Below are 18,094 nucleotides of genomic sequence, written 5' to 3' on the forward strand. Positions count from 1 at the left end.
GCCGATGCCCCTGTTTTTTGGGGGCCGCGCTGATCGTCTCACCCTCGGTTGCGGCCCCTGTTTTCATTCGGAGCACTGCAATGAGCAATGAAAAGTACGAGAAGGGCCTGCAGATCCGCACCCAGGTGCTGGGCGAGGACTACGTCAACCGCTCCATCCAGAACGCCGACGACTTTACCAAGCCGCTCCAGGAGCTGGTCACCGAGTATTGCTGGGGTCATGTCTGGGGCCGCGACGGCTTATCGCTCAAAGAGCGCAGCATGATAAACTTGGCGATGATTTCCGCCCTCAACCGGCCCCACGAGCTCAAGCTGCATATCCGCGGCGCCTTGCGCAACGGCCTGAGCCGTGAACAGATTCGCGAAATCCTGCTCCAGGTCGGCATTTATTGCGGCGTGCCCGCGGCGGTGGACAGCTTCCGCCTGGCCCGCGAAGCGTTCGCCGAAGCCGATGCGGAGCCAACCCGTTAACAGCGGGCTGTTCGAACCACTGCAAGGAGCGCCTGGGTTCGGGGCACTCCGACGTTGGCGCAACAGCCTCATAAAGAGCGCACCTGATGAAACGCCAGCCACTCGACGACAGCTTCAAGGTCAACCGCAACCCCGTCACGCTCCGCGAAATCGTGCTCGACAAGCTGCGCGGGGCGATCATGAACTTCCACCTGCTGCCGGGCGACCGTCTGGTCGAGCGCGACCTGTGCGATCGTCTCGGCGTCAGCCGTACCTCGGTGCGTGAAGCCCTGCGCCACCTCGAGTCCGAGGGCCTGGTGGAGTTCGCCGATGCCAAGGGCCCGCGCGTGGCCATCATCACCCTGGAAGACGCCCGCGACATCTACGAGCTGCGCTGCGTGCTCGAAGGCCTGATCGTCCAACTGTTCACCCTCAACGCCAAAGCCAAGGACATCCGCGCCCTGGAGCGCGCCCTGGACGTGAACCGCGAGGCGCTGGAGGAAGGCGAGCTGCAGCAGGTGCTCGATTCGGTACAGGGCTTCTACGACGTGCTGCTCGAAGGCTCCGGCAACCATGTCGCCGCTACCCAGCTGCGCCAGTTGCAGGCACGTATCAGCTACCTGCGCGCCACCTCGGTCTCGCAGGAAAACCGCCGCGGCGCCAGCAACCGTGAAATGGAGAAGATGGTCGAGGCGATCAAGAGCGGCGACCCGCTGGCCGCTCACCAGGCCTCGGTCGACCATGTACGCGCCGCCGCCAAGGTGGCACTGGACTACCTGCGCCAGAAGCAGGACGACAATGCCAAGGTCCGCGACATGGTCGAGCCCCTGGCGCTGAAGGATCCACGCATTTAACCCCCCACAGGCCACCGATCATGCCCAACGCCCCGCGCTACTGCCCGCAATGCACCACGGCACTGGACCGGGGCGTTCCCACCGGCGACACCCACGAGCGCCTGCACTGCCCCGCCTGCGGCTACATCCACTACATCAACCCGAAGATCATCGCCGGCTGCATCATCGAACGCGACGGCAAGTACCTGCTGTGCCAGCGCGCCATCCCGCCACGTCCCGGTACCTGGACCCTGCCCGCAGGCTTCATGGAGGCCGGCGAAACCACCGAGCAGGCGGCGCTGCGCGAGGTCTGGGAAGAAACCGGCGTGCGCGCTGACATCGTCTCGCCGTATTCGATCTTCAGCGTGCCGAAGATCAGCGAGGTGTACATCATCTTCCGCGCCATCGCCACCCAGGAGACCGGCCAGTTCGGCCCCGAGACTCTCGACTACCGCTTCTTCGCGCCCGAGGACATTCCCTGGGACGCGATCTACTACCCAGCGATCCGCCAGATCCTCGAGCGCTACATCCTCGAACGCCAGGCCGGGGTGTATGGCATCTACATGGGCAATGACGACACCGGCAAGGTGCATTTCATGCGCTGAATAGCGCCCGTCCCTCAACACGGCCGACCCTGTCTCACAAATCGCTCGCCAGCCCGACATTCTCGGTGCACCCTATCCCCTCCACGCAAACGAAACGGCAAACCTCATGGCGAAATGGCTGGATGGCGGCGGGCTAATGGCCGAACGCATCCGCAATCACGACTGGGCGAAAACGCCCCTGGGCGCAATTGATGCCTGGCCCGACGTGCTCAAGACCACCGTGGCCTTGTGCCTGGCCTCGCGCTTCCCGCAGGCGGTGCTGTGGGGCGATGACCTGATCACCCTGCACAACGACGCCTTCAGCGAAATCCTCGGCGACAAGCCTCCGGCCCTGGGTCGCCCCTTCAGCCACGTCTGGCATGAAGCCTGGAACGATATCGGTGCCATGACCCGCCGCGCCCTGGACGGCGAGGCGGTGTACATCGAAGACTTCCCGCTGATCATCGACCGCCACAACGGGCCGGAACGTGCCTATTTCACCTTCTGCTACAGCCCGATCCGCGACCAGGACGGCCAGATCGTCGGTATGCTCGACACTGTCACCGAAACCACCGCCAGCGTGGTCGCCAACCGCCGCCTCAACTTCCTCGACGACCTCGGCCGCGCCGTGGCCAACGCCACCGAGCCGGACCGGATCCTGGCCATCACCACCCGAAAGCTGGGCGAGCACCTGCGCCTGTCGAGCTGCGCCTACGCAGTGATGGAGCCCGATCAGGACGGTTTCACCATCTGCGGAGACTGGGTCACGCCCGGCTCGCCGCGCCTGCTCGGCCAATATCGTCTCGCCGCCTTCGGCCGCCTGGCCGTACAGCGCCTGCGCGCAGGCAGGGCGCTGGTGATCAACGACAACCTCAGCGAGCTCGAACCGCAGGAGGCCGCGACCTTCCAGGCCATCGGCATCACTGCGACCATCTGCATGCCGCTGATCAAGGATGGGCGCCTGACGGCGCTGATGGCCATCCATGACAAGCAGCCGCGTGCCTGGACCGGCTACGAGCGGGCGCTGATCAGCGAAGTCACCGAGCGTAGCTGGGCGCACATCCAGCGGGTTCAGGCACATGCCGAAGTACGCGAAGCGATGCAGGCGCTCGAATCGCTCAACGCCACCCTTGAGCAGCGTGTCGAAGAACGTACCGCACAGTTGCTGCACACCGAGGCCGTACTGCGCCAGACCCAGAAGCTCGAAGCCATCGGCCAGCTCACCGGTGGTGTCGCCCACGACTTCAACAACCTGCTGACCATCATCCGCTCGTCGCTGCATTTCCTGCAGCGCCCGGAACTGGATGACAGTCGCCGCCAGCGCTACCTCAAGACCGTGTCAGACACCGTCGATCGCGGCGCCAAGCTCACCGGCCAACTGCTCGCTTTCGCCCGCCGCCAGGCCCTGAGCCCCCAAGTGTTCGAAGTGGGCCCGCGACTGGAAGCCATGGCCGACATGCTCGACACCGCTACCGGCGCACGGATCCAGGTCAAACTGGATCTGCCCGAGACGCCCTGCCATATCCGCGCCGACCTGGGCCAGCTGGAAACGGCGGTGATCAATCTGATGATCAACGGCCGCGACGCCATGAATGGCGAAGGCACGCTGCGCCTGCACCTGCAGCCAGATCAGCTGATGCCGGCGCAACGTGGACAAGCGGGGCAGCCTGGAGTGTTCGCCGCGATCTCGGTGATCGACAGTGGCGTCGGGATTGCCCATGAATTGCTGGAGCGCATCTTCGACCCGTTCTTCACCACCAAGGCCTCGGGCCACGGCACCGGCCTGGGCCTGTCGCAGGTGTTCGGCTTCGTCAAGCAGTCCGGCGGCGACGTGCAGGTCACCAGCGTGCCGGGCCAGGGCACTACCTTCACCCTGTACCTGCCTCAGGTCTCGCCCCCGGAAACCGAACAGAGCCTCGCCAGCGCTGCAAATGCCCCGGTCGACAGCCGGCCGCGGCGCATCCTGGTGGTGGAGGATAACCGCGACGTCGGCAGCTTTACCGCGCAGATACTCAAGGATCATGGCTACCAGATCAGCTGGGCGACCAGTGCCGAGGATGCACTGGCGCAGTTGCACATGACACCGCAGGGCTTCGATGTGGTGTTCTCCGACGTGGTAATGCCCGGTATGGGCGGCCTGGCTCTGGCCCGGGAACTGCGCCGCACCAGGCCGCAACTGCCGGTGATCCTCACCTCCGGCTACAGCGATGCCATTGCCGAAGGGGGGCACCAGGGCTTCGCCTTCCTGGCCAAGCCGTATTCGGCCGAGCAGGTATGCCAGTTGCTGGACCAGGTGCTCACGCAATAGCTGCAACGGCCTTGCACATTATTTGTGCGATGGGATCGGTGGGCGCAGGGTCTTTGCAACTGGAGTCTGCAGGGTCCGCCCCCACAAAAAACGACGTCAGCCCTCGGATTGCGCGTAAACCAGCGGCAGCAAGCGCGCCAGGCTCTGCGCCAACTCCGCACGGCGGAACGGCTTGCGCAATACCTCGAAGCCACAGAGCTCACGCGGCGTGAGGTTGGCATAGCCGGTAATGATCAACACCGGCAGCGCCGGCATACGCCGCCGCAGCGCCTGGGCGAACTCGGCGCCGGTCCGCTCGGGCATCATCTGGTCGGTCACCAGCACTTCCACGGCGAATCCCTGCTCCAGCACCTGCTCGGCTTCGGCCGCACTCAAGACCGCTTTCACTTCATACCCCAAGTCACGCAGCTGCATTGCCGTGGCATGGAGCACGATGGCTTCGTCATCCACCAGTAATACCCTGACCGGACGCGTCGGCCTGGACACTTCGTCCACCGGGTCATCGCGACACAGGGTTTCGGCGTCAGTGGTCGGCAGCCACAATGTCGCTGTCGACCCCTGCCCCGGCTGCGAACGAATGGCAAACCCGCCGCCAGACTGCAGTGCAAGCCCCTGCACCATCGGCAGGCCAAGCCCGGTGCCCTTGCCCGCACCCTTGGTGGAATAGAATGGCTCGCAGCAGCGCGCCAGCACCTCATCGCTCATACCGCAGCCGCTATCGGCCACCTCCAGCCATACCATCGCCCCTTGCCCAGGCCCTGCAGGCCGATCCGCCCGTGCGGCGTCCAGCCCCGCACGAATCCTCAACCTGCCACCGCCTGGCATAGCATCGCGCGCGTTGAGTACCAGGTTGATCAGCGCAAGCTCCAGTTGATGCGGGTCCACCACTGCTGCCGGCAGCGCCGGGTCGACATCGACCTGTACCTCGATGGTCGGCCCCAGCGAGCGCATGATCAATTCGTGCATGTCACCGATCCGTGCAGCCAGGCAGACGGGCTCAGGCTTGAGGGTCTGGCGCCGGGCAAAGCTGAGCAGACGGCCGACCAGGCTGCGTGCCCGCTCCGCCGCCTGCAGGGCGCCTTCGATCAGACGCGTCGAACGCGCCGCGTCGTCCGGCCGCCGGGCGATCAGCTCCAGTGAGGCAATGATCGGGGTGAGCATATTGTTGAAGTCATGGGCAATGCCGCCGGTCAGTTGGCCGACGGCCTCCATCTTGCGTGCCTCATGCAACTGCATGAGGTCGGACTCACGCTCGGCCAGCATGCTGGCAACCCGCTCCTCCAGCGTGGCGTTGAGCGTCATCAGCTCGGCCAGCGTTGCCTCCAGGTGCGCGGAGCTGGCGCGCAACGCTCGCTCCGAGCGGGCATGGATGATCGCAGACCAGGCCAGCTTGGCCGTCTCTTCCACCAGCTGACATTCATCGTCGACGAACGCATGAGGGCGATTGAAGTAGACACACAGCATGGCATCGAGCACACCGCTGCGCAGCAGCGGCACCTTCAGGCTGGCGCACAGGTCTCTGGAGGCGCCAGCCGGATAGTCGTCATGAACCCCATGCCCCGCCTGAAGTTGCTCGCGCAACAACCCGTCATGTCCGCGCCACAAGTGCTCCCCTGTTTGCGACGCCACCCCATCGACCCAGTCACGGGCGACGACATAGCGCTCGTCATCGCCCAGATCCTCGGCAAAGCACACCCGGGAGGCGCCCAGCTCCTCACCGAGCAGGCGCGTGGCAAAGGTCTCGATCGCCTCGGGTTCGTCCATCTCCGGAAGCGCCCGGCCCAACGCCAGCAGGAACGCCTGGCGCCGCTCGAACTGAACGCGCTCGGTGGTTTCGGTGACGATGCACAGCACCCCACCCACGCTGCCATCGGCCTCGCGTACCGCCGAATAGGAAACATCGAAATAGGCTGTCTCGCCCAGGCCCCGGCGCTCGATATAGAACGGACGGTCGCGCGCCGAGAAGGTCTCGCCGGTGTCACGCACATTGCGTAGCAACGGTTCGAGATCGTCCCACAACTCGCTCCAGTGCTCGCGGGCAGGCCGCCCGAGCGCACGCGGATGCTTGGCACCGATGGTCGGGGCGTAGGCATCGTTGTAGAGCGCCACGTACTCCGGCCCCCAGAACAGCACGATCTGGGCCTTGGCCGGGAGGATAGTCGCCATGAGCGTCTGCAGGCTGAATGACCATGTGCCTGGAGCGCCAAGCGGCGACTCGGTCCATTCCAGGCTCTGCAACAGCGAGCCGACCGTGCCGCCGTTGATCAGAAAGGCGGGCGCCAGGGGCCGGGCGTGTTCGGTATCACCGTCCTGTAGTGATTTCATGTCATGCAGACCATCAGTGTTTCCGGGCACTGTATTGAGTATCTGAGGATATGAAATCAGCACAGCGCAGACGTTCCATCCGTCTTCGCATCAGCGCGTTCAGCGACGCCCTTCAGCCAGCATGCGCACCGCCAGCGCGGCCAATACCGTCCCCATCAACCAGCGCTGAGCCTGCTGCCACAGTGGCCGCCCCGCGAGAAAAACGGCAATGGAGCCGGCCATCAGGGCGATGATCGCATTGACCGTGACGCTGATGACGATCTGCGTGGAGCCCAGCACCAGCGATTGCAGCAGTACGCTGCCATGGCCCGGCTCGATGAACTGCGGCATCAGCGACAGGTACATCACCGCGATCTTGGGGTTCAGCAGGTTGGTCAGAAAACCCATCATGAACAGCCGCCGCGGGCTGTCGGCCGGCAGGTCGCGGACCTGGAACGGCGAACGCCCGCCTGGCTTGAGCGCCTGCCAGGCCAGGTACAGCAGGTACAGCGCGCCACCGATGCGCAGTGCGTCATAGGCGTAGGGCACGGCCATCACCAGTGCGGTGATGCCCAGCGCGGCGCAGAGCATGTAGAAGACGAAGCCCATGGCCACGCCGCCCAGCGAGATCAACCCGGCAACCCGCCCCTGGCAGATCGATCGGGAGATCAGGTAGACCATGTTCGGGCCGGGGGTCAGGACCATGCCCAGTGCGATCAGGGCAAAAGCCAGCAGGTGGGAGAACTCAGGCATCGGGCGCATCCTTGGCGTGCGAGGGGAGCGCGAAGTGTATCCGGTGTCGAGGCCATCGTGGAACGGCTGCCCCTGCAAATCCGGGCATTCAACCGAACTGCCCGACTATCAGCCCCAGCGCGATCGTGATCATCACCGCGCCCGACACCCGCCCGACGATCTGCGCCGCCTGTGGCCGGGTGCGCAGCACGGCCTTGGCGCCGTAGCCGACCATCAGGTAGATCACCAGCGAACTGCACAGGTGCACCAGCCCCAGCAGCAGGATCTGCAGCGGCAGCGGCCAGTTGGAGGTGGGGTCGGTGAATTGCGGCAACAAGGCCAGGAACAGCAGGAACACCTTCGGGTTGAGCCCGCTGATACAAAATCCGCGCAGCGCCCAGCGCGAACCGGTCTCCCCCGCCTGAACCACTCCCGCCTGCGGCGCCGCCGGCTTGAGCAACAGGTTGCCCCCCAGCCACAGCAGGTAAAGACAACCGGCAAGGGTCAGCAGCGTCAGTGCCAGCGGGTGCCCTGCGATCAGGCTACCGACCCCGGCCGCCACCACCAGGGTGGCCATGAAATGCCCAGACAACATCCCGGCCACTGCCGGCATCACCCAACGGCCGCGCATCCCGGCCGAGATCGCGTAAGCCCAGTCGGCGCCGGGGGTAATGACGAACAGCAACGACACGGCCCAGAACGCGGCCAATACACTGAGGGTCATTTCGGGTGTTCCTTTCAGAGGTCTGGTTGAAAGGAAGATTACGGATTCCGCGCGGGGATTATCTTTCGTATATTGCCGACAACCTTGAACACCTTGGAAGATTCTCCCCCATGGATCGCACTGATCGAAAAATCCTTGCCGAACTGCAAAAGGACGGTCGCCTGTCGGTCACCGAGTTGGCCGACCGCGTTGGCCTGAGCCTCTCGCCCTGCCATCGTCGGCTCAAGGCGCTGGAAGCGTCCGGGGCGATCCTCGGTTACCACGCACGCCTGGCGCCTTCGGCGGTGGGCCTGAACTTTGCGGCGCTGGTGTTCGTCACCCTGCGCGAGGTGACCCGCCAGCCAGTGGCCGACTTCGAAGCGGCGGTGACCGAGGTGCCGCAGATCGTCGAGGCGCAGCGCTTGTTCGGCGACCCGGATTACCTGCTGCATGTGGTGGCCAAGGACCTGCCGGCGTTCCAGAAGCTGTATGACGAAATCCTGACGAGCATTCCCAATGTGAAACGGCTGAGCTCGACATTGGTGATGAAGGAAGTGATCCAGGATCGGTTGCTGCCCATGTGAGTGAGCGCCCTGAAATGTATCTGGAGGTGGCGCCGCCTTGAAACGCTTCCCTCGGACCGGTAACCTCTGCGCGCTGCTGTAAGTCCAGCAGTCGGGTTTGGTAGCCCGCGATCAATCAAGGCGCACAAGCGCCCGCTCTACGCTTCAGTTGGTTTTTGTACCTGCTGTTGCGTTCGACGGCGGCTGTGCGCAGGGCGCCTTCGTGCGCGCCGGTTTCCTTGATTCCCGGTCTACCAACCTGCGTACAGCCGCCACCCTTTCGTTTGGTAGCGAACGGTGGCGACTCCATTGAATCAAGGAGCGACACAATGACGAAAGGCCTGCCCGACCCTCCAACCCCCACCACCGCACCCGCGCATTTCGGTAGCTGCGACGGTAGTCATCGTGCACTGTTTGCCGTCTGTGCCGGTATCGCCGCCGAAGACGCGCTGGTGCACTTGTCCACTCTGCTCAAGGGCGCTTCAGCAGCAAACCAGACCGCCATGGAACTGGCCACCGGCACCTGTCGGGACCTGCTGCTGAACAACGATCACGGGCTCGATGCCTGCAAAGCGCTGGTCGAATCCTTGCTTGAGGGACTGGAGCAGCAAGTTCAAGGCTGAGATCGCCAGGGCCGCCGCGCGGCCCATCGAGCCCGTTCCTGCGCAAGCCGTCACAAGCCTCAAGCTGCGGCGCCATCAATCCCCGCGAAAGAACCCATCCCCGGCATTTCTCAACAACTCCACCATCGCCCCCGCCGCTGGCGGCAGGTAGCCTTCGGCGCGTACCGTCACCCCGACCGTGCGGCGCATGGTAGTGGCCTCCAGCGGCACTTCGCGCAGCCACGACATGCCCAGGCCATGCTCCAGCGTCTCGCGTGCGGCAAAGCTCAGCAGACGGGTCTTGGCGATCAACCGGGGCAGCAGCGAGATCGAGTTGGTCTCGATCTGCACCTCGGGCAGCGGCAACTGGTGGCTGCTGAACACATTGTCGATCCAGCGTCGCGCCGTCACCGTGGGAGCTGCCAGCACCCAACGGTAGTTGCACAGGTCCTTCAACTGCACATCACCCGAGAACACCGGGTGATCGGCGCTGGCCACCACCACCGCTTCGTCCTGCAGGATCGGATAGGAGCTAAACTGCGGGTCATCGACGATCAAGCCGCAGATGATCGCGTCCAGCCGCCCTGAGCGCAGCGAGTCCTTGAGCATGTCGTCCTGGCCGATCGACAGTTTCAAGGTCAGTTGCGGCGCCCGCTCCAGCAGCGAAGCGGTCAGTTGCGGCAGCAGGTGCTCGGCCATGCTCGCGGCACATCCCAAACGGATGTTGCCCACCAAACCGCTGGCAAAGTCGCGCACTTCACGCTCGGTCTCGGCGATGCTCACCTGCAACTGCTTGCCGCGCGCCAGCAACAACGCGCCAGCATCGGTCAATTTGATACGCCGGCCATCACGCTGGAACAGCCGCGCGCCCAACGACTCTTCCAGGCGCTGGATGCTTTTGCTCAGCGCCGGTTGGCTGCGGTTGAGTTGCTGTGCGGCGCGCCCCAGGTGGCCGAGTTCGGCAATGGTGGCGAAGTAAGTCAGGTCACGTAGGTCCATGATCGATGAATTTCAGTTATGGATTCATAGAAAGTAGAAAATAGACTTGATCAATCCACAGGTCGATAATTTTCTCTGTCAGCCACCTCTGGCTCTCGCCGTACAGGGAGATCGACTTGCCCACCGCCCTACCCCCCCAAGCAGCAAAGAACGCGTCCCCCACCCTGATTTTGCGATGGCTCGCGCTGATCTTCTGTGCTGGCGCCGCCGGGCAGATCCTCCACGCCCTCGCCGTGCCGGCCGGGCTGTTTCTCGGCCCTATGCTGATGGCCATCGTCTTCGGTGTATCCGGCGCGCAACTGCGCCTGCATCGCCAAGTGTTCCGCTTCGGCCAGGGCTGTGTCGGGCTGCTGGTGGCGCACTCGGTGACCTGGTCGGTGCTCGCCTCGCTGGCCGACGCCTGGCCGCTGATGCTGTTCGCCACCTTCGTCACGGTGGTGCTCAGCGCCCTGGTCGGCCTCGGTACCGTGCGCTTCGGCGGCATTCCCGGCAGCACCGCTGCCTGGGGTACTGCGCCGGGCGCAGCCTCGGCGATGGTGTCGATGGCCGAAGACAACGGCGCCGACGGACGCGTGGTGGCCACCATGCAGTATGTGCGTGTGGTGTGTGTGGTGATGATCGGCTCGCTGGTCAGTCACCTACTGGGCGCCACCAGCGTTGCTGGCGACGCGGCCCAGGCCGCGGTGGTCGCCGACAGCATGCAACTGGGCAACCTGCTGCTTGGTCTTGGCGTGGTGCTGGTGGGCGTTGCCGCCGGTTCGAAGATGCCCGCCGGCGCCCTGCTGATGCCGTTGATGCTTGGCGCAGTGCTGCAACTCACAGGGGTGTTGCACGTCAGTCTGCCCAGCGAAGTGCTGGCCATCGCCTACGGCGCCATCGGCTGCTACATCGGCCTGCGCTTCGACCGCCAGACCGTGCGCTATGTGTGGAAGCGCCTGCCGACCATGATCGCCGGCGCCGTGGTGCTGATCCTGCTCTGCGCGGGCTGTGCCTGGCTGCTGGCACGGCTCGCCGGCACCGACTTCCTGTCCATGTACCTGGCTACCAGCCCCGGCGGCCTGGATGCGATGGCGATCATCGCAGTGGAAACCCACGCCGATGTCGGCATGGTCCTGGCAATGCAGACGCTGCGCCTGTTCGGGGTGATCCTGACCGGTGCGTATCTGGCCCGGCAGATCATTCGCCTCACCCAGAACGCCCACTGAAGGGTGCACCAGGCCGAGGGGTAGCTATCCTTCCCCGCACAACAACGACAAGTGCCTGGTAGTCCGCCCCATGAACATCCTGTACGACGAGCGCCTGGACGGCGCACTGCCCACGGTCGACAAGGCCGCGCTGCTGGACACCCTGCGCAGCGCCCTGCCCGACCTCGACATCCTGCACACCGAGCAAGACTTGCGCCCCTACGAATGCGACGGCCTCAGCGCCTACCGCGTGGTGCCATTGCTGGTGGTGCTGCCACAACGCCTGGAACAGGTTCAGGCGCTGCTGAAGATCTGCCACGCGCACCAGGTGCCGGTGGTGGCCCGGGGAGCCGGTACCGGCCTGTCGGGCGGAGCTCTGCCGCTGGCGCAGGGGATTCTGCTGGTGATGGCGCGCTTCAATCGCATCCTTGAAATCAATCCAGCAGGTCGCTTCGCCCGTGTCCAACCGGGTGTGCGCAACCTCGCGATCTCCCAGGCAGCGGCGCCACACGGTCTTTACTACGCGCCCGATCCCTCGTCACAGATCGCCTGCTCGATCGGCGGCAATGTCGCGGAAAACGCCGGGGGCGTGCATTGCCTGAAGTACGGCCTGACCGTGCACAACCTGCTCAAGGTCGAAGTCCTCACCATCGAGGGCGAATGCCTGACGCTGGGCAGCGATGCCCTGGATGCTCCGGGCTTCGACCTGCTGGCGCTGTTCACCGGCTCCGAAGGCTTGCTGGGCATCGTCACCGAAGTCACCGTCAAGCTGTTGCCCAAGCCACAGGTGGCGCGGGTGTTGCTGGCCAGTTTCGACGGTGTGGAAAAGGCCGCTCGTGCAGTGGCCGACATCATTGGCGCAGGCATCATTCCCGCAGGCCTTGAGATGATGGACAACCTGTCGCTGCGGGCCGCCGAAGACTTCATCCACGCAGGCTATCCGGTCGAGGCCGCCGCCATCCTGCTGTGCGAGCTCGACGGCGTGGAGGCTGACGTGCAGGACGACTGCCTGCGCGTCGAGGCCGTGCTCAAGACAGCCGGCGCCAGCGAGGTACGCCTGGCGCGTGACGAGGCTGAGCGCGTGCGCTTCTGGGCAGGCCGCAAGAACGCTTTTCCGGCGGTAGGGCGCATTTCCCCCGACTACTACTGCATGGACGGCACCATCCCGCGCCGGGCACTGCCGGGGGTGCTGCACGGCATCGGTGAGCTGTCGCGCGAGCATGGCCTGCGCGTGGCCAACGTGTTCCATGCCGGCGACGGCAACATGCACCCCTTGATCCTGTTCGACGCCAACCAGCCCGGCGAGCTGGAGCGTGCCGAGGCCCTCGGCGGCAAGATCCTGGAACTGTGCGTGGCGGTGGGCGGCAGCATCACCGGCGAGCACGGCGTGGGACGCGAGAAGATCAACCAGATGTGCGCGCAATTCAACGCCGACGAGCTGACGCTGTTCCATGCGCTCAAGCACGCCTTCGACCCGCTGGGCTTGCTCAACCCTGGCAAGAACATCCCGACCCTGCAGCGCTGCGCCGAATTCGGCGCGATGCACGTGCACCACGGCCAGTTACCCTTCCCCGACCTGGAGCGTTTCTGATGGATCAGGATCACGATGCCAGCGCCGACCTGCTGGAGCAGGTGCGCCAGGCCCTCGAGCAGCGTACGCCATTGCGTATCCAGGGCAGCGACAGCAAAGCCATGCTCGGTCGTCCGGTCGACGGCCAGCCCCTCGACACCCGCAGCCATCGCGGCATCGTCAGCTACGACCCCACCGAGCTGGTGCTCACGGCACGCGCCGGGACGCCGCTGCGCGAGATCGAGGCTGTGCTGTACGAGGCCGGGCAGATGCTGCCGTTCGAACCACCACACCTAGGCGACGGCGCCACGCTGGGCGGGATGGTCGCGGCCGGGCTGGCAGGGCCACGTCGGCCCTGGGCAGGCTCGGTACGCGACCATGTGCTCGGCACCCGAGTCATCACCGGGCACGGCAAGCTGTTGCGCTTCGGTGGCGAGGTGATGAAGAACGTCGCGGGCTACGACCTGTCGCGCCTGTTGGCCGGCAGTTTCGGCTGCCTGGGGGTATTGACCGAGGTATCGCTGAAGGTGCTGCCGCGACCGCGCATTTGCCAGAGCCTGCGCCTGTCGATGGATCTTCGGCAAGCCCTGGGCGAGCTGGCAGCCTGGGGTCAGCAAGCGCTGCCGATCACAGCCGCCTGCCATGACGGCGACGCCCTGTACCTGCGCCTGGAAGGCGGGGAAGGCTCGGTGGCCTCTGCCGCCGAGCGCCTGGGCGGCGCGGTGCTGGACAACCGCTATTGGCATGACCTGCGTGAACAACGCCTGGCCTTCTTCGCCGCTGACGAGCCCCTGTGGCGCCTGTCACTGCCGCATAACAGCCCGCCGCTCAGCCTGCCCGGCCGCCAGTTACTCGACTGGGGTGGCGCCCAACGCTGGCTGAAATCCGCCGCCTCGCCCAGCGTCATCCGCGAAGCGGTCGCAGGTCTTGGCGGCCATGCCACGCTGCATGCCTGCCACAGCGCCGGGCTCCATCCGCTGCCCGAGCCATTGCTGCGTTACCAGCGCAACCTCAAGCGACAACTCGATCCTCGCGGCATCTTCAACCCCGGCCGCCTGTATGCCGACATATGAGGGCCAGCCATGCAGACCAACCTGAGCGAACAGGCCAAGCGCCTGCCACGGGCCGACGAGGCCGAGCGTATCCTGCGCAGTTGCGTGCACTGTGGCTTCTGCACCGCCACCTGTCCGACCTATCAACTGCTGGGCGATGAGCTGGATGGGCCGCGTGGGCGCATCTACCTGATCAAGCTGCTACTCGAAGGGCAACCGGCCACCGCCAGCATCCAGACTCACCTGGACCGCTGCCTGAACTGTCGCAACTGCGAGACCACCTGCCCGTCCGGGGTGGAGTATCACAACCTGCTGGACATCGGTCGTGCCGTGGTCGACGCGCAGGTGCCGCGGCAGCTGGGCGAGCGCCTGCTACGCCACGGATTGCGCCTGTTTGTCCCCAGGCCTGCGTTGTTCAAGGCCCTGACCCGCACAGCCAGGGCCTTTCGGCCACTGCTGCCGAAGCCGGTGCAGGCCAAGCTGCCGCGCCATGAGCCTGCACTCAAGCCGCGTCCCAAGGTCCAGCACGCGCGTCGGGTGCTGATGCTCGAAGGATGCGTGCAACCGGCGCTGTCGCCCAACACCAACGCGGCGGCAGCGCGGGTGCTGGATCGCTTGGGAATCTCGGTGATAGCGGCCCGTGAGGCCGGTTGTTGCGGCGCTGTGGACTATCATCTCGACGCGCAGGCCGCCGGCCTCGATCGCGCTCGACGCAACATCGACGCCTGGTGGCCAGCCATCGAAGCCGGTGCCGAAGCCATCGTGCAGACCGCCAGTGGCTGCGGCGCCTTCGTGCGCGACTACGGGCACCTGCTGGCGGCGGACCTGGCCTACGCCGCCAAGGCCGCGCGGGTCAGCGCACTGGCCCGGGACCTGGTGGAGGTATTGCGCGATGCGCCGCTGGAGCGCCTGGGTATTCGAGCCGACCAGCGTCTGGCCTTCCATTGCCCCTGCACGTTGCAGCATGCACAGAAGCTGGGGGGTGTCGTGGAGGCTGTGCTCGAGCGCCTGGGCTTCAACCTGACACCCGTGCCCGACGGCCATCTGTGCTGCGGCTCGGCGGGCACCTATTCACTGACCCAACCTGTACTGGCGCAGCAACTGCGCGATAACCGCCTGAGCGCCCTGGAAAGCGGCAATCCCGAGGTGATCGTCACCGCCAACATCGGTTGCCAGAACCACTTGGCCAGTGCCGGGCGAACACCGGTGCGGCACTGGATCGAACTGGTAGACGAGGCACTCCCCGATTGAGACATCAGCCATGGCCAGCCCCACCAGGGGCAAATGAAGGTTGCCCCGTCGTCAGCAGTTGCGCAGCTGCCGCAAGCGATGGCGCTGACGCAGCATGACCCAGGTCAGCCCCAGCACCAGAGAGCCCAGCGCCACCACCAGGCCGATCAGCACCTGGCCATAACGGGCCATCAGCGCCTGGAAACCGCTGACCTGGCGTATCACCTGGATATCTGCCGGCCCCTCGGCATGCACGATGCTGATACCACCCTGGGTGATCTGCGAGATGTCGGCATCGAAGTACACCCACACCCGACACACCCCGCCGGCCTCGATGGATGGGATCTCGATGATGTTGGTGGCGTTCTCGGGAATGCTGTCGTCCCCGGCGTCATCGCGCACCTGCACCAGGCCCTTGGCTGGCAGGCGGATGTGCACTTGTTTGAGTGGTTCGTCACGCGTATTGCGCAAGGTGATGAACAACCCGGTGCGATGGTCCACCAGCCCCGCCTCGAAGGGCTTGGCGAATAGTTGCATGTAGGGCGTCTGCGCCTGGGCCACCAGGGCCTCGACCTGATCGCGGCTCAATGCACCCTTGGCCAGCGCCTCGACACCTGCGAACAGCCGCTCGTACTTGAGTTGCTCGCGGGCCTGGCCGATGCGCTCGTTGAACTGGCTGGGGTAGGTCAGGGCCTCGTAGGCGACATAGGCCTTCAGGCCACGATCGTCCTTGAGCGACGCATAAAGCGCGGCGCCGGCGACGACGATGACCAGCAGGCCCGCGAGGGCTTTCCCGACTTTTTCCCAGCTCACCTTGGCGGTTCCTTGTATCGCGGCATGTGCGTTTGCAGACCGGGGCCAAGCGTGCCAAGTAAACCGCCCATAGGCAAGCGTTCAGCGCCCCAGCAACACCGGCACCGACGCCACCAGCATGGCTATCCCCGACAAGGTCAGCAGCCCGAGCACCAGCCGGCGAAACGCCGCTTCGCTGATGCCCAGGTAGACCCGTGTGCCCAGTACCGTAGGGATCAGCATGGCCAGGGCCACCACGCCGAACCAGGGCAGCATCGCCGAAGTCACCACACCGGTGCCCAGGTAAGTGAGCATGGTCACCGCCAGCATCGACAGGTTGAAGTTCTGAATGACCGCGCGCTGGGTGTCGCGGTCAAAGCCGCGCACCGTGCACCACAAGGTCGGTACGGTGCCGGTGAAACCACCGATGCCACCGAGCACACCGCCAACCATACCCACCGCACCGTCCGCCAGGCGATTGCCCGGCACCCTGGGCAGGCGCGGCGCCAGCAGCATCAGTGGGCACCACAGCACCAGCAGGGTGCCGAACACTGCCTTGAACCAGAGCATGTCCAGGTAGGGCAGTACCCACACACCCAGCGGGATGCCCGCAAGCCCACCCAACACGAAGGGCCAGAGCAACCGCCAACTGAAACCGCGACGAACGGTGAACACCGCAATCAACTGCCCGGTGAGGCTGCCGAACACCGTGAGCGACGCCGCCAGGCGTGGCTCCAGGCCCCAAGCCCAGAACGACATGGCGACCATGCCGAAGGCAAAACCGGAAAGCCCCTGGACGAAACCGGCGACACAAGCGCCCAGAGCGATGAGGTAGAGCGGGTCCATGGCCAGTCCGTAGAGCGAAGGAAAGCGGCATTCTAGACCAAGCTGCACTCACTGCGGGCGGCCGATCAACGCCAGGCGCAGGCCAAAGCCGATCAACAGGCTGGCGAAGGTCCAACGCTGCACCACCTCGACCTTCGGATTGCGCGCCATCCAGTAGCCCAGCGCAGCGCCGATCATGGCGTAGAACAGATCGAACAACAGCCCGACGATCACCAGCACCACACCCAGCAGCAAGAACTGCCCACCGACCTCGCCGACACTGGCATCGATGAACTGCGGTAGCAGGACCGAACAGAACAACAACGCCTTGGGATTGCTGATATTGGTCAGCAGCCCACGCCACACCGCCGTGCCGTAGGCGCGTCGGGCCACTGGCATGTGTGCATCGTTGAGATCAGGCACCAGGCTGGGCGCACGAGCGATGCGCAGCCCCAGCCAGATCAGGTACACCACGCCCACCACGCGTACCAGCTCGAAGGCCCAACCGACCGTCTTGAGCAGTACCGCCAGCCCCAATGCAGCCAGGGTCACGTGTACCGCTCGCGCAATCGCAAGGCCTACTGCGGTTGCTACTGCATAAGCGCGGCCCTGGGTACTCGAGGTGTGCAGCACCAGCACCATGTCCGCCCCCGGGACCAGGCACACCGCGACCAGCGCGCCAATGAACAGCTCCAGATTCGCCATCTTCGCCTCTCCTGCCTGCAAGGGATCATTGGCTTGAAAGCTTAACGAGCAGCGCGCCGGCGTGCGTTGCGTAGTTCACTACACGCGAGAGGATTATTGGCATATCGTGCCAATCACGATTTCAAAGAAACGGATAAATGCCAAAAATGAAACTCGACAACCTTGACCGCCGGATTCTTGCCGCCTTGCAGCGCGACGCACGCCTGACCAATGTGCAACTGGCCGAGGAAGTTGGCCTGTCACCCTCCCCTTGTCTGCGCCGCGTACGCCTGCTGGAAGAGGCCGGAATCATCCGTGGCTATCAGGCACAGATCGACCGCGATGGCGTGGGGCTGGGGTTGACGGTATTCGTTGGGATTAAGGTGGAGCGGCACACCGAGGCATCGTCCGCCGCCTTTCGCCAGGCGGTCTCGGCGTTGAGCGAAGTGGTCTCATGCCACCTGGTGTCGGGCGAGTCGGATTTTCTGCTGCAGGTGGTGGTGCCGGACCTGCGGGCCTATGAGCGGTTCCTGATGGAGGCGCTGCTCAAGGTGCCGGGGGTGACGGACATCCGTAGCAATTTTGCGATCACCACGGTGAAGGAACAGACAGGATTGCCGCTCGGGCACCTGCCGCAAGCGGTGGGTGAACAGTGATGTGTTGGGGGCAAGCAGTTGCCC

18 protein-coding genes are annotated in these 18,094 nt (G+C 65.0%); 11 read left to right on the forward strand and 7 right to left on the reverse strand.

Annotated features, from left to right (window positions below; all coding sequences use genetic code 11):
• Positions 1 to 80: 80 nt before the first annotated feature.
• From F6X62_RS04015 to F6X62_RS04030, 4 genes are all read left to right on the forward strand, one after another.
• Positions 81 to 470, forward strand: coding sequence for a carboxymuconolactone decarboxylase family protein (locus F6X62_RS04015; protein ID WP_054892020.1), 390 nt, complete (start codon positions 81 to 83; stop codon positions 468 to 470).
• 86 nt (positions 471 to 556) lie between these two features.
• Complete coding sequence (locus tag F6X62_RS04020; protein WP_054892021.1) at positions 557 to 1,303, forward strand: GntR family transcriptional regulator; 747 nt, start codon at positions 557 to 559, stop codon at positions 1,301 to 1,303.
• 20 nt (positions 1,304 to 1,323) lie between these two features.
• Entirely contained in the window at positions 1,324 to 1,887 is a 564-nt protein-coding gene (locus F6X62_RS04025) for an NUDIX hydrolase (RefSeq protein ID WP_054892022.1), read from the forward strand.
• A 106-nt stretch (positions 1,888 to 1,993) separates the two neighbouring features.
• On the forward strand, positions 1,994 to 4,174 hold the full coding sequence (locus tag F6X62_RS04030; protein WP_153772757.1) for an ATP-binding protein: 2,181 nt from the start codon (positions 1,994 to 1,996) through the stop codon (positions 4,172 to 4,174).
• 96 nt (positions 4,175 to 4,270) lie between these two features.
• Here F6X62_RS04030 and F6X62_RS04035 read toward each other — a convergent pair whose 3' ends face one another.
• The 3 genes from F6X62_RS04035 to F6X62_RS04045 all read right to left on the reverse strand — a co-directional run bounded on the left by F6X62_RS04035 (position 4,271) and on the right by F6X62_RS04045 (position 7,934).
• Entirely contained in the window at positions 4,271 to 6,499 is a 2,229-nt protein-coding gene (locus tag F6X62_RS04035; RefSeq protein WP_153772758.1) for an ATP-binding protein, read from the reverse strand.
• 99 nt (positions 6,500 to 6,598) lie between these two features.
• Positions 6,599 to 7,231, reverse strand: a complete 633-nt coding sequence (locus F6X62_RS04040; protein ID WP_153772759.1) for a LysE family translocator — start codon at positions 7,229 to 7,231, stop codon at positions 6,599 to 6,601.
• Between the two features lie 88 nt (positions 7,232 to 7,319).
• On the reverse strand, positions 7,320 to 7,934 hold the full coding sequence (locus tag F6X62_RS04045) for a LysE family translocator (protein WP_153772760.1): 615 nt from the start codon (positions 7,932 to 7,934) through the stop codon (positions 7,320 to 7,322).
• A gap of 110 nt (positions 7,935 to 8,044) precedes the next feature.
• On the opposite strand from F6X62_RS04045, the gene F6X62_RS04050 reads away from it, so the two are divergent.
• Both F6X62_RS04050 and F6X62_RS04055 read left to right on the forward strand, forming a co-directional pair.
• Complete coding sequence (locus tag F6X62_RS04050) at positions 8,045 to 8,497, forward strand: Lrp/AsnC family transcriptional regulator (protein ID WP_054892027.1); 453 nt, start codon at positions 8,045 to 8,047, stop codon at positions 8,495 to 8,497.
• A 308-nt stretch (positions 8,498 to 8,805) separates the two neighbouring features.
• Positions 8,806 to 9,099 carry a hypothetical protein gene (locus tag F6X62_RS04055; RefSeq protein WP_256673890.1) on the forward strand — a complete coding sequence of 98 codons (294 nt, stop codon included), beginning with the start codon at positions 8,806 to 8,808 and terminating at the stop codon, positions 9,097 to 9,099.
• A 75-nt stretch (positions 9,100 to 9,174) separates the two neighbouring features.
• Here the strand turns inward: F6X62_RS04055 and F6X62_RS04060 are convergent, their stop codons facing one another.
• Positions 9,175 to 10,077 carry a LysR family transcriptional regulator gene (locus tag F6X62_RS04060; protein ID WP_153772761.1) on the reverse strand — a complete coding sequence of 301 codons (903 nt, stop codon included), beginning with the start codon at positions 10,075 to 10,077 and terminating at the stop codon, positions 9,175 to 9,177.
• Positions 10,078 to 10,193: 116 nt separating this feature from the next.
• Between F6X62_RS04060 and F6X62_RS04065 the strand changes: the two genes are divergently transcribed.
• The 4 genes from F6X62_RS04065 (at position 10,194) to glcF (ending at position 15,134) form a co-directional block, all read left to right on the forward strand.
• The gene (locus tag F6X62_RS04065) at positions 10,194 to 11,282 is read left to right on the forward strand and encodes an AbrB family transcriptional regulator (protein ID WP_178117519.1); all 1,089 of its coding nucleotides are present in this window, start codon (positions 10,194 to 10,196) and stop codon (positions 11,280 to 11,282) included.
• A gap of 70 nt (positions 11,283 to 11,352) precedes the next feature.
• Positions 11,353 to 12,852, forward strand: a complete 1,500-nt coding sequence (gene glcD, locus F6X62_RS04070) for a glycolate oxidase subunit GlcD (RefSeq protein WP_153772762.1) — start codon at positions 11,353 to 11,355, stop codon at positions 12,850 to 12,852.
• Entirely contained in the window at positions 12,852 to 13,904 is a 1,053-nt protein-coding gene (gene glcE / locus F6X62_RS04075) for a glycolate oxidase subunit GlcE (RefSeq protein WP_153772763.1), read from the forward strand. The genes glcD and glcE overlap by 1 nt, the downstream gene beginning before the upstream one ends.
• Positions 13,905 to 13,913: 9 nt before the next feature.
• On the forward strand, positions 13,914 to 15,134 hold the full coding sequence (gene glcF / locus F6X62_RS04080) for a glycolate oxidase subunit GlcF (protein WP_153772764.1): 1,221 nt from the start codon (positions 13,914 to 13,916) through the stop codon (positions 15,132 to 15,134).
• A 51-nt stretch (positions 15,135 to 15,185) separates the two neighbouring features.
• Here glcF and F6X62_RS04085 read toward each other — a convergent pair whose 3' ends face one another.
• The 3 genes from F6X62_RS04085 to F6X62_RS04095 form a co-directional block, all read right to left on the reverse strand.
• Positions 15,186 to 15,926 (reverse strand): hypothetical protein, encoded by a 741-nt coding sequence (locus tag F6X62_RS04085; RefSeq protein ID WP_153772765.1) that lies wholly within the window; start codon positions 15,924 to 15,926, stop codon positions 15,186 to 15,188.
• 81 nt (positions 15,927 to 16,007) lie between these two features.
• Positions 16,008 to 16,751: a sulfite exporter TauE/SafE family protein gene (locus tag F6X62_RS04090; protein ID WP_054892033.1), complete on the reverse strand. Its 744-nt coding sequence runs from the start codon at positions 16,749 to 16,751 to the stop codon at positions 16,008 to 16,010.
• Between the two features lie 48 nt (positions 16,752 to 16,799).
• Positions 16,800 to 17,435 (reverse strand): LysE family translocator, encoded by a 636-nt coding sequence (locus F6X62_RS04095; RefSeq protein ID WP_153772766.1) that lies wholly within the window; start codon positions 17,433 to 17,435, stop codon positions 16,800 to 16,802.
• Positions 17,436 to 17,581: 146 nt separating this feature from the next.
• Here F6X62_RS04095 and F6X62_RS04100 point away from each other — a divergent pair, with 146 nt between their 5' ends.
• The gene (locus F6X62_RS04100; RefSeq protein ID WP_153772787.1) at positions 17,582 to 18,070 is read left to right on the forward strand and encodes an Lrp/AsnC family transcriptional regulator; all 489 of its coding nucleotides are present in this window, start codon (positions 17,582 to 17,584) and stop codon (positions 18,068 to 18,070) included.
• Positions 18,071 to 18,094 lie beyond the last annotated feature (24 nt).

Source organism: Pseudomonas sp. MNR3A (assembly GCF_009650575.1).
Taxonomy (GTDB): domain Bacteria; phylum Pseudomonadota; class Gammaproteobacteria; order Pseudomonadales; family Pseudomonadaceae; genus Aquipseudomonas; species Aquipseudomonas machongensis.